This is a genomic window from Crassaminicella indica (assembly GCF_019203185.1).
Lineage (GTDB): Bacteria > Bacillota > Clostridia > Peptostreptococcales > Thermotaleaceae > Crassaminicella > Crassaminicella indica.
This window is the reverse complement of sequence record NZ_CP078093.1, coordinates 15,260-29,550: the sequence shown is the minus strand read 5'-3', so window position 1 is coordinate 29,550 and position 14,291 is coordinate 15,260. Positions and strand designations below refer to the sequence as shown.

At 30.4% G+C, this 14,291-nt stretch carries 16 protein-coding genes; 13 read left to right on the top strand and 3 right to left on the bottom strand.

The genetic code is table 11. The features are described 5' to 3' along the window. The first annotated feature begins 9 nt into the window (after window positions 1-9). The gene (locus KVH43_RS00125; protein WP_218284029.1) at window positions 10-276 is read left to right on the top strand and encodes a phosphocarrier protein HPr; all 267 of its coding nucleotides are present in this window, start codon (window positions 10-12) and stop codon (window positions 274-276) included. A 41-nt stretch (window positions 277-317) separates the two neighbouring features. On the opposite strand, the gene KVH43_RS00120 is transcribed toward KVH43_RS00125, so the two are convergent. Further along, the gene (locus KVH43_RS00120; RefSeq protein ID WP_218282983.1) at window positions 318-1,343 is read right to left on the bottom strand and encodes a branched-chain amino acid aminotransferase; all 1,026 of its coding nucleotides are present in this window, start codon (window positions 1,341-1,343) and stop codon (window positions 318-320) included. A gap of 498 nt (window positions 1,344-1,841) precedes the next feature. On the opposite strand from KVH43_RS00120, the gene KVH43_RS00115 reads away from it, so the two are divergent. From KVH43_RS00115 to rbsB, 6 genes are all read left to right on the top strand, one after another. Beyond that, window positions 1,842-2,840: a LacI family DNA-binding transcriptional regulator gene (locus KVH43_RS00115; protein ID WP_218282982.1), complete on the top strand. Its 999-nt coding sequence runs from the start codon at window positions 1,842-1,844 to the stop codon at window positions 2,838-2,840. A 64-nt stretch (window positions 2,841-2,904) separates the two neighbouring features. Beyond that, window positions 2,905-3,807: a ribokinase gene (rbsK, locus tag KVH43_RS00110; protein ID WP_218282981.1), complete on the top strand. Its 903-nt coding sequence runs from the start codon at window positions 2,905-2,907 to the stop codon at window positions 3,805-3,807. Window positions 3,808-3,824: 17 nt separating this feature from the next. Further along, window positions 3,825-4,244, top strand: a complete 420-nt coding sequence (rbsD, locus tag KVH43_RS00105) for a D-ribose pyranase (RefSeq protein ID WP_218282980.1) — start codon at window positions 3,825-3,827, stop codon at window positions 4,242-4,244. A 12-nt stretch (window positions 4,245-4,256) separates the two neighbouring features. Beyond that, complete coding sequence (gene rbsA, locus KVH43_RS00100) at window positions 4,257-5,756, top strand: ribose ABC transporter ATP-binding protein RbsA (RefSeq protein ID WP_218282979.1); 1,500 nt, start codon at window positions 4,257-4,259, stop codon at window positions 5,754-5,756. 1 nt (window position 5,757) lies between these two features. Beyond that, window positions 5,758-6,702: a ribose ABC transporter permease gene (rbsC, locus tag KVH43_RS00095; protein WP_218282978.1), complete on the top strand. Its 945-nt coding sequence runs from the start codon at window positions 5,758-5,760 to the stop codon at window positions 6,700-6,702. 23 nt (window positions 6,703-6,725) lie between these two features. Further along, a complete protein-coding gene (gene rbsB, locus KVH43_RS00090; RefSeq protein WP_218282977.1) occupies window positions 6,726-7,619 on the top strand; it encodes a ribose ABC transporter substrate-binding protein RbsB in 894 nt (297 codons plus the stop codon). A gap of 41 nt (window positions 7,620-7,660) precedes the next feature. On the opposite strand, the gene KVH43_RS00085 is transcribed toward rbsB, so the two are convergent. Continuing rightward, window positions 7,661-7,852, bottom strand: a complete 192-nt coding sequence (locus KVH43_RS00085) for an H-type small acid-soluble spore protein (RefSeq protein WP_218282976.1) — start codon at window positions 7,850-7,852, stop codon at window positions 7,661-7,663. 171 nt (window positions 7,853-8,023) lie between these two features. Here KVH43_RS00085 and KVH43_RS00080 point away from each other — a divergent pair, with 171 nt between their 5' ends. From KVH43_RS00080 to KVH43_RS00055, 6 genes are all read left to right on the top strand, one after another. Beyond that, window positions 8,024-8,401: a nucleoside phosphorylase-I family protein gene (locus KVH43_RS00080; RefSeq protein ID WP_218282975.1), complete on the top strand. Its 378-nt coding sequence runs from the start codon at window positions 8,024-8,026 to the stop codon at window positions 8,399-8,401. 83 nt (window positions 8,402-8,484) lie between these two features. After that, on the top strand, window positions 8,485-9,456 hold the full coding sequence (locus tag KVH43_RS00075) for a hypothetical protein (protein WP_218282974.1): 972 nt from the start codon (window positions 8,485-8,487) through the stop codon (window positions 9,454-9,456). 12 nt (window positions 9,457-9,468) lie between these two features. Beyond that, window positions 9,469-10,101, top strand: coding sequence for a hypothetical protein (locus KVH43_RS00070; protein WP_218282973.1), 633 nt, complete (start codon window positions 9,469-9,471; stop codon window positions 10,099-10,101). Beyond that, a complete protein-coding gene (locus tag KVH43_RS00065) occupies window positions 10,088-11,125 on the top strand; it encodes a hypothetical protein (RefSeq protein ID WP_218282972.1) in 1,038 nt (345 codons plus the stop codon). The genes KVH43_RS00070 and KVH43_RS00065 overlap by 14 nt, the downstream gene beginning before the upstream one ends. Then, a complete protein-coding gene (locus KVH43_RS00060) occupies window positions 11,074-12,027 on the top strand; it encodes an AAA family ATPase (protein ID WP_218282971.1) in 954 nt (317 codons plus the stop codon). Before KVH43_RS00065 ends, KVH43_RS00060 begins: the two co-directional genes overlap by 52 nt. Before the next feature lie 13 nt (window positions 12,028-12,040). Continuing rightward, window positions 12,041-13,351, top strand: coding sequence for a DUF58 domain-containing protein (locus KVH43_RS00055; RefSeq protein ID WP_218282970.1), 1,311 nt, complete (start codon window positions 12,041-12,043; stop codon window positions 13,349-13,351). Here the strand turns inward: KVH43_RS00055 and KVH43_RS00050 are convergent. Then, on the bottom strand, window positions 13,344-14,285 hold the full coding sequence (locus tag KVH43_RS00050) for a stage II sporulation protein M (protein WP_218282969.1): 942 nt from the start codon (window positions 14,283-14,285) through the stop codon (window positions 13,344-13,346). The genes KVH43_RS00055 and KVH43_RS00050 overlap by 8 nt on opposite strands. Window positions 14,286-14,291: the final 6 nt, after the last annotated feature.

Sequence of the window (14,291 nt, the reverse complement as noted above, 5' to 3'; positions counted from 1 at the left end):
AAGGAGGAAATTATGGAAAAAAAAGTTGTTATTAAAAATGAAAGTGGTATGCATGCTAGACCTGCTAGTATGTTTGTTAAAACAGCAAATGCTTTTAAATCAGATATAGAGATAGAGCTTAATGGTAGAAAAGTAAATGCCAAGTCTATTATGGGAATTATGAGTTTAGGAATTGCAAAAGATAGTGAAATTACTATAATTGTTAATGGAGAAGATGAAGAACAAGCAATACATGCATTAACGGAATTAATAGAAAATAGATTTGGAGAAAGCTAAATAAAAATAAAGCTTGCCAAAATTTTTGGCAAGCTTTATTTTTATTTAACTTCTACGATCCATCCTTCAGGAGCTTTTATATCTCCAAATTGAATGCCATAAAGCGTATCATAAAGTTTTTTAGTAATAGAACCTACTTCTGTTTCACTGTGGAATACATGAAGCTTTCCTTTATATTCTATACCTCCAATAGGTGTAATAACTGCTGCAGTTCCGCATGCACCTGCTTCCTTAAATTCGTCTAATTTATCGATATAAACGTCTCTTTCTTCTACTTCCATGTTTAAGTATTCTTTTGCAACATGCAGTAGTGAGTATTTTGTAATACTAGGAAGAATGGATGGTGATTTTGGTGTTACAAATTTATTATCCTTCGTAATACCAAAGAAATTAGCTGCTCCTACTTCTTCTATTTTTGTATGAGTCATTGGATCAAGATAAATACAATCAGCAAAACCTCTTTTTACAGCCAACTCATGAGGATAAAGGCTTCCTGCATAGTTTCCTCCAACTTTTGCTGCTCCTGTACCAAATGGTGCTGCTCTGTCATATTCTGAAACAGTAAAGTTTACAGGAGCCATTCCTCCTTTAAAGTAAGGACCTACAGGAACACAAAATATGCAGAATATGTATTCAGGAGCTGGTTTTACGCCGATATTGTCTCCTACCCCAATAACAAATGGTCTAAGATAAAGGGTTGCACCAGTTCCATATGGGGGGACATAATGTTCATTTGCTTTGACAACTTGAATACAAGCATCTATAAATTTTTCTTCTGGTATTTCAGGCATCAAAATACGTTTACAGCTATTGTTCAGACGTTTTGCATTTTGATCAGGTCTAAAAAGCTGAATTTTTCCGTTTTTAGTACGATATGCCTTTAACCCTTCAAAGCATTGTTGTCCATAATGTAGAGCTGTAGAAGCTTCACTAATAGAAAGCTTATTATCTTCAACTAGCTTTCCTTCATCCCATTGCCCATCTTTCCATCTAGAAATATAGCGTAAATCTGTTTTAATGTAGCTAAATCCTAGATTGTTCCAATCAATATTTACTGTTTTGCTCATAATACCCCTCCTCTAAAAAAGTGAATTTTTCAAAAATTACAAGTAAAAATTTTAAAAGCTAATATAGATAAATAACTTCAAAACGAAATATAAAAGATAGTTCATTCCAGATAACTTTTGAAAAAACTAAACTTCATTTCATGAAAAAATACTAAACCTTCAAAACTCACTTCGTTCAAACAATGAAGGTTCTTAACGTATTTTTTATGAAATTTCAGTAAGTTTTTTTACAAAAGTTATCGAAGTCATTCACTTATCTTTATATATTTCTTTTTTTTATGTTGATGTTGTTTACCTATATATAAATATAAGAAAAGCAATACACATAATTATTATAGCATAATAAATAAGGAGATATTACTTTATTATTGGAATAATATCTAATAAACTGATAAAAGGTTCTTGTAAAAAAATATAATATATGATAGACTTTAGTTAAACGTTTTACTAAAACGTTTAACTAAGTGTTTTATAATTTACAATAAATAAGGAGTGTCTATGAAAATTACGATTAAGGATATAGCAAATGAGGCAGGGGTATCTATAGCAACTGTTTCAAAAATTTTAAATAAAAAAGATGATAACATAAGTGAAAAGACCAGGCAAAAGGTATTAGCAATTATAAAGGAAAAAAATTATATACCTAATACGATTGCAAGAAGTTTAGTTACTAAGCAGACAAAAACTATCGGTTTAGTTATTCCTGACATTACAAATCCATTTTTTCCTGAATTAGTTAGAGGAGCAGAGGATTGTGCAAGTGCCTGTGGATATAATATATTTTTTTGTAATACAGATGACAAAATTGAAAAAGAAGAAAAGTATATAAATATGTTAGTAGAAAAAATGGTAGATGGGATCATATTTACTCAGTCTGCTAACAATAATGAAGGCTTTAATCATCTAAGCCAAATTAAAAAACCTATGGTTTTGATTGATAGAGACGTTGATATTCCAAATATTAAGGGAAAGGTTTTAGTTGATAATTTTAATGGAGCCTGTGAAGGAGTAAAGTATTTAATAAAATCTGGATACAAAAAAATAGCATTTATTTCAGGTCCTTTTTCTACTAAAACATCTTTAGATCGTTTAGAAGGTTATAAAAAGGCTTTAGAGGAAAATAATTTGCTGTTTGATAAGGAACTTGTACTTGAAGGAGAATATAAGGAAGAATGGGGTAACAAAGCTATTGGAATATTAATCCGCAATAAGATTTTATTTGACGCGATATTTTGTGCTAATGATATTATTGCTCTTAGTGCAATGAAGTCTTTAAAGGAAGCAGGTATGCGAATTCCACAGGATGTGGCGGTTTTAGGCTATGATGATATTTATATGGCGAAACTAACTGACCCTGCTTTAACAACTATTCGTCAACCTAATTATGAAATGGGATATGAGGCTGTAAAGCTTTTAGTGGAAATATTAGAAAATGAAAAAGTAGAAAATACATTGATCAGATTAAATACGGAATTAGTAATTAGACAATCAACATAATAGGTAAAAAATTTTAAATTTTTTTACCTGTCTAGGAAAACGTTTGACAAGAGGAGGTAACAGTATGATTGTAGTAGTTGGAAGTTTAAATATGGACTTGGTTACACAGGTTAAAAAGACACCAAAGGTGGGAGAGACTACATTAGGTAATGGGTTAGATAAAATTCCTGGAGGAAAAGGAGCTAATCAGGCTGCTGCAATGGGGAAGCTTAATGGTAAAGTTGCTATGATTGGAAGAGTAGGAGAAGATGAATTTGGAAAAATTTTAAAAGATACATTAAATAAGGATGATATTAATACAGAGTATATAATGATTTCTAAAAGCCCAACAGGTGTTGCAATGATTATGGTCAATGAGGATGGAGATAATTCAATTGTAGTTATACCGGGAGCTAATTTTGATTTGAGTAAAAAGGATATAGATGAAGCTAAAGCGTTAATAAAAACTGCTAATATATTGGTTGCACAGCTTGAAACACCGCTAGAAGTAGTTGAATATGCTCTTAAAAAAGCAAAAAAATTTGAGAAATATACGATTTTAAATCCAGCACCAGCTCAAAAATTATCAAAAGAAATCATAGAGTATGTAGATTTATTAACGCCAAATGAAAGTGAACTTGAGCTTTTAAGTGGAGTTGAAATTAAGAGTGAAGAAGATCTTTTAAGAGCTGGAAAAGTCATGATACAACAAGGGGTAAAGGAATTGGTAGTTACATTAGGAGACAAAGGTGCTTTATATATGAATGAAAAAGATCATAAGTATTTTAAAGGATATAAGGTAAAAGCTGTCGATACAACAGCAGCAGGAGATAGTGTGAATGGAGCTTTAGCTGTAGCTCTTGATGAAGGAAGGACAATAGATGAAGCTATTATTTTTGCTATGAAGGTAGGGGCATTGACTGTAATGGAAAAAGGAGCTCAAAGTTCACTACCGACATTGGAGAAGGTAGAGAAATATTTCAAGTAAAATAGGAGGAAGTATTCATGAAGAAAGGTAAATTAATTCATAATGAGATATCACATACAATTGCAAAATTAGGACATACAGATGGTATTACAATAGGTGATTGTGGACTACCAATACCAGATACTGTAAAAAGAATAGATTTAGCAGTAACATTAGGGGTACCGGATTTTCTTACAGTTCTTGATACAGTACTTAGCGAGCAGATGGTAGAAGAAGTTATTTTAGCTAAGGAAATTGAAATTTACAGCAAGGAAATGTATGAAAAAATCATTTTAAGGTTAAAAGAATTGGAAAAAGAACAGAAGAATAAAGTAAAAATAGTAAAAATTTCTCATGAAGAATTCAAAAAAGCAATAAATGAAACGAAGGCAGTTATTCGAACAGGAGAATGTACACCATATACAAATATAATCTTAAAATCAGGGGTGGTTTTTTAGGAGGTGTATTAAATGAGTCATGTAGTTTTAGAAATGAAGCGTATCACTAAGGAATTCCCTGGTGTTAAAGCATTAAAAGGAGTAGATTTTAAGATATATAAAGGGAAGGTGATGGCCCTTTTAGGAGAAAATGGTGCAGGAAAGTCAACCTTGATGAAGATTATGACAGGTGTATATGAAAAAACTTCAGGAGAAATGTATTATAAAGGGGAAAAGGTAGACTTTAAGGAACCAAAAGAATCTCAGGAAAAAGGCATAGCTATCATACATCAGGAATTGAATTTAGTCAATCAATTAACGATTGGAGAAAATATATTTCTTGGAAGAGAGCCAAGAAATAGGTTTGGAAAAATTAACTGGAAGAAGCTTTATGATGAATCTAAAAAGCTTTTAGATAAATTAGGTGTAGAGGAGGATCCAAAAACATTAGTTGGAGAGTTATCTGTTGGAAAGCAGCAAATGGTAGAAATAGCAAAGGCATTATCTTTAAATGCACAGGTAATAGTTATGGATGAACCTACGGATGCTTTAACAGATAAGGAAACTATAAGCTTATTTAAAGTAATAAGAGAGCTTAGAGATGAAGGAAAGAGTATTGTTTATATTTCTCACAGATTAAAGGAAATATTTGAGATTTGTGATGATATTACTATTTTAAGAGATGGAATGTTTATAGCCGAAAGATCTATTGACAACATTCATGAAGATGAAATGATTGAATTAATGGTGGGAAGAAAGCTGACAGAACAATTTCCAAAAGTAGAAAGTAATATAGGAGAAATTATTTTAGAGGTAAAAAATTTAAAAAATAAATATTTAAAAAATGTAAGTTTTTTTCTAAGAAAAGGAGAAATACTAGGGATTTCAGGATTAATGGGTGCAGGACGCACAGAGCTTGCACAAAGTATTTATGGATATTTGCCTATTGATAAAGGAGAAATCTATATTGAAGGAAAACCTGTTACAATTAAGCATCCAAAGGATGCAATAGAAAAAGGTATTTCTTATGTATCAGAGGATAGAAAAGGAAATGGTCTTATTTTAGGGTTGAGTGTAAAGGAAAATATGCATATTTCAGCATTGAAAAATTTAACAGGCTTTTTAGGTAAAATTAATGAAAATAAGGAGAAAACAATATCACAGCAATATATCGATTCTATGTCAATTAAAACTCCTAGTATGAATCAGCTAGTGAAAAATTTAAGTGGAGGGAATCAACAAAAGGTATCTATTGCAAAAAGCTTAATGACTTTACCGAAGGTTTTGATTTTGGATGAACCTACAAGAGGCGTAGATGTGGGTGCAAAAAAGGAAATATATGATTTGATAAATGCTTATAAAAAAGATGGAATGAGCATTATAATGATTTCATCTGAAATACCAGAGATATTGGGAATGTCTGATAGAATTTTGGTGATGCATGAAGGTGAAATTACAGGTGAAATTCAAGCAAACAATGCAACTCAAGAAGATATTATGCGCTTTGCAATAGGGATAAAGGAGGATAAGTAGCATGAAAGAAAGTAAAAAAGAACTTTTGATAAAATATAAATCTGTTATAGGACTTATTCTATTTTCTCTGATTATTTCTATAATCAATCCTAGATTTATGCGTATATCAAATATATTAAATGTGCTTAGACAAACTTCAATTAATTCGATTATTGCAGCAGGTATGACTTTTGTTATATTAACAGGTGGTATTGATCTTTCTGTAGGATCGATATTGGCAATTACAGGTGCTGTTGTGGCTACATTAATATCTAGTGGAATGAATGTTTTTATAGCAATTTTGATAGGAATAGCCATTGGAGCTATTATTGGTATATTGAATGGTCTAGTGATCAGCAAGGGAAAGATTCAGCCATTTATCGCAACTTTAGCTATGATGACTTTAGTACGTGGTTATACTTTAGTATACACAGATGGAAAGCCAATAAGTACAGGAGATTCACCAATAGCAGATTTGTTTTCAGAAATGGGTTCTGGTGATTTCTTAGGAATTCCTATTCCTATATATATTATGATTATTGTTTTTGCAGTAGGTTATTATGTCCTAAAGCATACACCTTTAGGAAGATATGTTTATGCCTTAGGGGGAAATGAAGAAGCAACAAAGCTATCTGGAATAAATATTGATAGAATTAAGCTTTATGTATATGGGATTAGTGGGGCTTTAGCAGCTTTAGCTGGTATGATTATCACAGCTAGATTATCTTCTGCACAACCACAAGCTGGTACAGGATATGAACTAGATGCAATTGCAGCAGTAGTTTTAGGAGGAACAAGCTTGGCTGGAGGTGACGGTAGTATTTTAGGTACTATCGTAGGTGCATTAATCATTGGTATTTTAAATAATGCTCTTAACTTAATGGATGTTTCTTCATATTATCAATTGTTAGTGAAAGGTTTTGTTATATTAATTGCGGTTTTATTAGACCGCAAAAAAAATAAATAATATAATTTAAAGGAGGAATTATTGTGAAAAAATTAGTTGCTTTAATGTTGGTTGTGCTAGTGGCTATGGGTGTTTTTGCAGGATGCGGGAAGCAGGAGAAAGAAGCATCTAACAAAATCGGTTTAGTAATTTCTACACTAAACAATCCGTTCTTTGTTAGCTTAAAGGAAGGTGCAGAAGAGAAAGCTAAAGATTTAGGATATGAATTAGTTGTTTTAGATTCACAAAACGATCCAAACAAAGAACTTTCAAACGTAGAAGATTTAGTTACTCAAGGGGTATCAGTGATCTTAATAAATCCTACAGATTCAGATGCAGTAGGCAATGCAGTAAAAGTTGCAAACAAAGCAGGTATTCCAGTAATTACTTTAGATAGAGGAGCTAATAAGGGTGAAGTAGTAACTCATATAGCTTCAGATAATATTGCTGGTGGAAAAATGGCTGGAGATTTTATTGTTGAAAAGCTAGAAAATAAAGGAAAGGTTGTTGAATTAGAAGGTATTGCAGGAACTTCTGCTGCTAGAGATCGTGGTCAAGGATTTAATGATGCGATTAAAGCATCTGATATTGAAGTAGTAGCAAAACAAACTGCAAACTTTGACCGTACACAAGGGTTATCTGTTATGGAGAATATATTACAAGCTCAACCGGAAATTAATGCAGTATTTGCACACAACGATGAAATGGCTTTAGGTGCTTATGAAGCTATTAAAGCTTCTGGAAGAGATATTTTAGTAGTTGGCTTTGATGCAACAGATGATGCAGTAAAATCAGTAAAGAATGGAGAAATGGCTGCAACTGTAGCACAACAGCCAAAATTAATTGGTTCTTTAGGTGTTGAAAATGCTGTAAAAGTTATTAAAGGAGAAGCAGTAGAAAGCTTTATTCCAGTTGAACTTAAGCTGATAACTAAATAATATTATTTTAAAAGTCACTATTTAATAATAGTGGCTTTTGTTTATTTTAGCTCTCTTCCTGTTTCTCTTAATTCTGAAACAGGTATTGTAATAATTTCGTTATTTTCAAGAACTCTTACGGTACTCATTTGTGTATTTGTATTTATATTTTCAAGCCAAACGGAGTTTCCTTTGTAGAGTACTTCAAGATGATCTTTAGAGTTTATAATTTCTTTTGCTCTTTTTGTAAGCATAAAAATCCTCCTTAAATATGATATGTAAAATTATATTATAGATAACATTAATTATATTATTCACTATAGGATATAAAAAAATACTATTTTTATAAATGAAGGGAATTATTTTTTTGTATAGAATTTAAAATAAATGGATTATATGGAAATATTGAGCATATTATTGAAGGAATGGATGATTCTTTTGAGGCTATTGCTCATTTTAGTACAGATATAGATTTATCTTGGCTTAAGGGTGAGTATCCACAAAAAGTGAAAAAGATGTCAATAGCTACTGCAGATAGAGATATTCAACCAAATGAAGTGGAAGACTTATATAAAAAATTTGGTGTAGTTGTAGGGGATTGGGAATCAGGAGCGATTGCTTGGGTGGCTAAAAGAAATAAAAGTAAACTGCTTATACTTCGAGGTGTATCAGATTTAGTGGGAAAGGATGGAGGAGAAGCCTATGGGCAAGTAGGTGTATTTGAATCAAATGCGAGAAAGATTATGATAGAATTGATTAGTTGTTTATCTGATTGGATTCATATTTGTAATAAGAATAAATAATGAAAAAGGTAGTAAATTATAATTGATATTACTAAAACATACAAAATATGTTAAAATTATATGGACAGATGAGGAGGGAGATTATGAAAGAATGGTTTAATGAAAAAATAACAGATGCAAGGGTATTAGATTTATCTATGGAGGTGTATAGAAAGAAGTTAAAAAGCTTTATAGGATATCAAATATTATTTGGTATTATAGTAGCAATTCTTGTATTTGTAGGAGCATTAATATTAATTCCTATGTTATCATTTTTTGATTTGGGAGGGACTTTTGGGTTTATTTGCTTTTTTACAGTTATGTTTATAGGAATTGTTACATTTATATGTATGAGTAAAGCAGGGGCTTTTCATATAGCCTATGGATATGTAAATGGTGAAAATGTAGGTGCTTCTGATGCACTAGGGAAGGCATTTTCAAGCTTTGTACCATCTATTAGAGTTACTACTGCATTGGCTGTTTGTATATTGCCTATTGTGGTTATTATGGCAATAATGGGCGTTACGACTACTAGTATTACGGTCTTTGCTAATAAATTACAATCACTAACCTTTTTTGGTATTATGATGAATATACTTCTGTATTCTTTTATTGGAGTTATTATTGGAAGTTATTTGTTTTATTCGCTGCACATTGTTATATTTGATAAAGGAAAGGGTTTTGAATCTATTAAAAAGAGTATACAATTTGCAAAAGGGGAAGTCTTAAAGAATGCTTTTCGTGTAATGAGCATTTTGATGTTTGAATGGGGAATTAAAGTAGCTATTTATTCAGGTATAACAGCTATTTGTACATTAGTATATTTCTTATTAGGGAAAATTGATGGAGGAGCTTCATTGGTATCACAGCTTATAGTATATGGAGCAATAGCACGTCCTATTGTGAATTTTATATTAGGTATATTCTTAACACCTGTTGCACCAATTATGTGGACTCTTTACTATGTGAACATGAAATATAAAAAAGAAGGCTTTAAAATATATAATATGCTTGATAAACTTAGTCAACAAAACGCTACAGTAAACATGGAACCTATTAATTTAAGTAAGGAATAAAGGAGCAAAAAAGTGAGCTTGCCAAGGGAAACATTTGATAAAGCAGTCAATAAAATTATAGATAGTGCAAAATACATGCATTTAAAGGAAAAACAAAATATTCTTAAAGAATTTTTTGAAAAATTATTAAATCTTTTAGATAAGGTATTTACAAAAGAGAATACGCATAAATCTATTTGTACAGATACAACGCAAAATGCTTTTATTATTATTGTGATTTTACTAATAGTAGTATTGATTTTTTATTTGATTAAACAAAATAAGTATACAGATATAAAAAAGAAGGTTATTTATGGGGAAACGATAGATGAAGAAACAACCTATGATAGCTTATACAAAAAAGCTATTAAATGTGAAGAACAAGAAAATTATAAAGATGCTATTAGACTTTATTTTATTGGTATCCTTGTGATGATGAATGAAAAATCCTTGTGCTTTTTAGATGATTCAAAAACTAATGATGAAATGATAAAGGTGCTAAGAGGTAAAGGCTTTAGTGGTGTAAATCTTTTTAAAAGTATAGGAGATTATTTTCAATATATTTGGTATGGAAATAAAAAGATAGATTCAGAACGATTTACTATGTATAAAGAGCAAATAAATAACCTTTTTATGGAGGTTAAAAATTATCATGAAAAAGCGTAAAATAATAGGAATTGTAGCTTTATTAATCATTAGTATTTACGTGATAAATCGTTTTCATGTTATTGATCAAAGTATAGGTAAGGTTAATAAAAGCAATGAGTCTTTGCCTTTAAATACTTCAAAAGAAGGAGTATCTATTTATTATGATACATTAAAAGCATTAGGTTATCCTGTAGCTATTGATGCTTCTTATTTTTTAGTAGGTAATGCTGATGATATATATATTATTACGGAAAACAAGCAGCGTATATCTTTTAAACTAGAAGATGCTGAGGATTTTATTAAAGAAGGTGGGAAACTAATATATTTAACAGATCGGTATAAGGAATATAAATATTCTAATCCTTTAGAACAATATAAGGAAAAAGCATATGTATATGCTCTAGGAAAAGGGAAATTGGTTATTGGAGATATTCAACTAATTACTAATGAAACTATAATAAAGGATAAAGGAGGGGCTTATTTTATATTAAAAGCTATAGAAGCTTTTAAGGGTAATATATATTTTAATGAATATTATCGGTTTATAAAAGGGCAAACGCCTTCTTTATATCGAAATCTTCCTTTTTATGCAAAAATTATACTATTTCAGTTAATTTTAGTGATAGTAGGGTGTATTGTTTATTTAGGAAAGCGATTTGGAAAAGCTAAAAGAATTGTTGATGAAATTGAAAGAGATGAAAATGAATATCTATATGCTGCTGCTAATCTTTATGAAAAAGGTCAATGTATTGATACGATATATGATACATTTTCTACTGAGCTTAAAAGTGAATTGAATAAGACATTTAAAAGAAAAGTAAAAAAAGAGGAAGTAATAGATTTATGGGGAAAGTATTGTATTCCACATAAAGAAAAAGCTTTGAGGGTGTTTAATAGCCAAAGTGAAATAAAAAATCCAAAAGATTATATGAGTATTATCAAGGATATGGATGAATTGATACAAATGTTAGTAAAAAGGAGAGAAGAGGGTTGGAAGAGATTAAAACAAAGGAATTCGTTAGAGCTATCAAAAAAGAACTAAGTAAGGTAATTGTTGAACAGGAGGAAGTTATAGATTTGATTCTCATAGCTCTATTAACAAAGGGACATGTATTGTTAGAGGGAGTACCAGGACTTGGAAAAACATTATTAATTAAATCATTGGCAAAGACAATAGGAATAGATTTTAATAGAGTACAGTTTACACCGGATCTTATGCCGTCAGATATTACAGGAGCTAGAATATATAATACAAAGGAAAGAGAATTTGAATTTATTAAAGGTCCTATATTTACAAATCTATTATTAGGAGATGAAATAAATCGAACACCGCCAAAGACTCAAGCAGGATTATTAGAGACTATGGAAGAAGGAAAGGTAACTATTGATGGTGTGGAATATAAATTAAAGGAGCCATTTATGGTTTTTGCTACACAAAACCCAGTAGAATATGAAGGAACTTATCCATTACCAGAAGCTTTATTAGATAGATTTTTCATGAAAATTTATATAGATTATCCTTCTATACAAGGGGAAATAGAAATACTCAAAAGACATAATAAAGGATTTGATAAAACCCTTGAAAACATAGCTATAAAAGAGATTGGAAATCAAGAGGATTTATTAAGGTGTCAGAGGGAAGTGGAAAATATTACCATTGAAGATTCATTGATGGAGTATATTATACAAATCATTTATAAAACAAGGGAACTATCTTTTGTAGAAATAGGCAGTAGTCCTAGAGGAGCGATTGCACTACTTAAAGCATCGAAAGCGAATGCTGTATTGATGGAAAGAGATTTTGTTATTCCCGAGGATATCAAAAGGGTTGCTTATCCAGTATTAAGACATCGCATCATTTTAAAACCGGAAGCCTATGTTGAAGGTATTAAAACAGATGATGTAATAAATCAAATTTTATCTGATGTGAAGGTTCCCCGTTAAGGGCGGTGAAGAAGTGAGTATTACAAAAAAATTTATTCTATTGGTGCTTGTTGGAGTAGTTCTCATATGTATAAGTGTACCTTTTGGTATATATTTTGAAAGCTTTATTATATATAATACAGTATTACTTATTTTTACTATTGTGGATTATTTTATCACACCTACAAAAAATGCTTTTGAGGTAGAAAGAATTGGAGAAGATAAGCTATCTTTATTCGAGGAAGAAATTATTATGATTCGGATATACAATAAAAGTAAATTACCAGCAACTATAGAAGTACTACATGAATTTCCAAATGCTTTTACCTGTAAAAATGATTCTATAGAGGGAAGGATCAATCCTCATTTAAGTGAGGTTTTTACCTTTAAGGTAATCCCAAATAAAAGAGGAGCATTTTTATTTGAAGAAATATATATTAGACGATTAGGAAGGTTAGGACTAGTTAAGAAGGATTTGCTTATAAAAAATAGCAAAGAATATAAAGTATATCCTAGTCTTAAAAATTTAAAGAAGTATCATATGATGATGAGGAAAGATTATTTTATAAATAATGGAGAAAAGATTATTAAAAGAAAGTCTGACGGTAGAGAATTCGAAAGTTTAAGAGAATATGTAAGAGGCGATGATATCAGAAAGATCAATTGGATTAAAACAGCAAGAGAAAATAAGCTTATGGTCAATCAGTATGAGCCTGAAAATAATAAACATATATATATATTGTTAGATACAGGTAGAACTATGAGTTATCGAATTAAAGAATATAGTAAGTTGGATTTGGCGATTAATGCAGCAGTATTTTTATCAGATGTGGTTTGTTATAATAAAGATCAATCTGGACTTATGATATTTAATACGAAGGTTGATACATTTATAAAGCCGTCTAAGGGGGATTATCATAGGAATAATATATTAGAAGCACTTTACCATGTGGAGGGAACGAGGCTTACATCTAACTATGATGAAGTATTATTTTATTTGAGTAGTAAAGAAAAAAGAAGAAGTTTAATTTGTATCTTTACTGATATGGATACATTGCAGGAAGTATATTATATAGAAAAAGGACTAGAATATATTACTAAAAAACATCAAGTGTTAATGTTTTTAGTAAAGGATGAAAAGCTAGACGAAGCTATAAACATTGAGGTAAATAATCAAAAAGATGCCTTTTTAAAAGGCATCGGATATAAAATGAAGAATGAAAGAAAGAAAATAATCAAAGCATTAAGCAGAAAAGGGGTTATCTGTATTGAGTGTGATAAAGAAGATATCATCTATAAAGCTGTAAACGAATATATGAGAATAAAAAATAGAGAAGCTATTTAGATGATTTTAAAAATACCATATACAGTATAAGTCCTAAAAGAGTAAATCCTGCAAAGCCTAGTTTGATCACCGGTGAGATATCAAGTGGTGTAAAGAAGCCTTCGATTATTGCAGCAATAATTAAAAATATTATGCAGCCTAATAATAATCGAACTCCTTCTTTGCCACTTTTTATTAAATAATCCAAGCGCTTATATTTACCAGGGATTAGCAATCCTTTACCTAGTAACAAACCAGCTCCACCAGCAATAAAAATAGCTGTTAATTCAATGATTCCGTGAGGAAGAATGAGCGATGTATATTTTAATAAATCACCATTTAAGTATACAAGGCCTGTTAAAGACCCTAAGATGCATCCATTGATAAATAAAATGTAAATAGTACCAATTCCTAAAAATAAACCATAAACAAAAGCTTTTAGGCTAACAGTAATATTGTTTATCATAATGATACTAGACATAAGAGGATAATCCCATTGCCTATTTTTAAAGCTATAATCAATAGTATCTATAATGTTTTTAGGCAAAAAATATAAGCTGTTTGTGCTATCATAAATTACCATGATAAAGCTAATGATTGCACCAAATAAGAAAACTAAAAAGCTTGATAATATAAAAAGCTGATGCTTTCTTAATGCATTTGGAAAATCTCGCAGTATATAATTTTTGAAGTCATACCACGGATTTTTTTTAACGGTATATAGATGGTGATGAGCATTGCCAACTAAAGTGTTAAGATATTTTTCAAGCTTTGATTTTGGATAATGAGTTCTTGCATAAGCTAGATGGTGACTAGCAGACCTAAAAAGATATAAAAAGCGTTCTATTTTTTCTGAAGATATTCTTGAGATACTATTTTTGCTAAATAAATGGATGTGTTCCTCAAGTTCGTTCCAATATATTTTGTTTCTTTTAATAAAAATGTTTTCTTTCAATATAAT

Excerpts from the sequence above, each read along its gene's own strand:
- KVH43_RS00120 (WP_218282983.1), bottom strand. The coding sequence starts at position 1,343 with ATGAGCAAAACAGTAAATATTGATTGGAACAATCTAGGATTTAGCTAC.
- KVH43_RS00115 (WP_218282982.1), top strand. The coding sequence starts at position 1,842 with ATGAAAATTACGATTAAGGATATAGCAAATGAGGCAGGGGTATCTATA.
- rbsK (WP_218282981.1), top strand. The coding sequence starts at position 2,905 with ATGATTGTAGTAGTTGGAAGTTTAAATATGGACTTGGTTACACAGGTT.
- rbsD (WP_218282980.1), top strand. The coding sequence starts at position 3,825 with ATGAAGAAAGGTAAATTAATTCATAATGAGATATCACATACAATTGCA.
- rbsA (WP_218282979.1), top strand. The coding sequence starts at position 4,257 with ATGAGTCATGTAGTTTTAGAAATGAAGCGTATCACTAAGGAATTCCCT.
- rbsC (WP_218282978.1), top strand. The coding sequence starts at position 5,758 with ATGAAAGAAAGTAAAAAAGAACTTTTGATAAAATATAAATCTGTTATA.
- KVH43_RS00085 (WP_218282976.1), bottom strand. The coding sequence starts at position 7,852 with ATGCTTACAAAAAGAGCAAAAGAAATTATAAACTCTAAAGATCATCTT.
- KVH43_RS00080 (WP_218282975.1), top strand. The coding sequence starts at position 8,024 with ATGGATGATTCTTTTGAGGCTATTGCTCATTTTAGTACAGATATAGAT.
- KVH43_RS00075 (WP_218282974.1), top strand. The coding sequence starts at position 8,485 with ATGAAAGAATGGTTTAATGAAAAAATAACAGATGCAAGGGTATTAGAT.
- KVH43_RS00065 (WP_218282972.1), top strand. The coding sequence starts at position 10,088 with ATGAAAAAGCGTAAAATAATAGGAATTGTAGCTTTATTAATCATTAGT.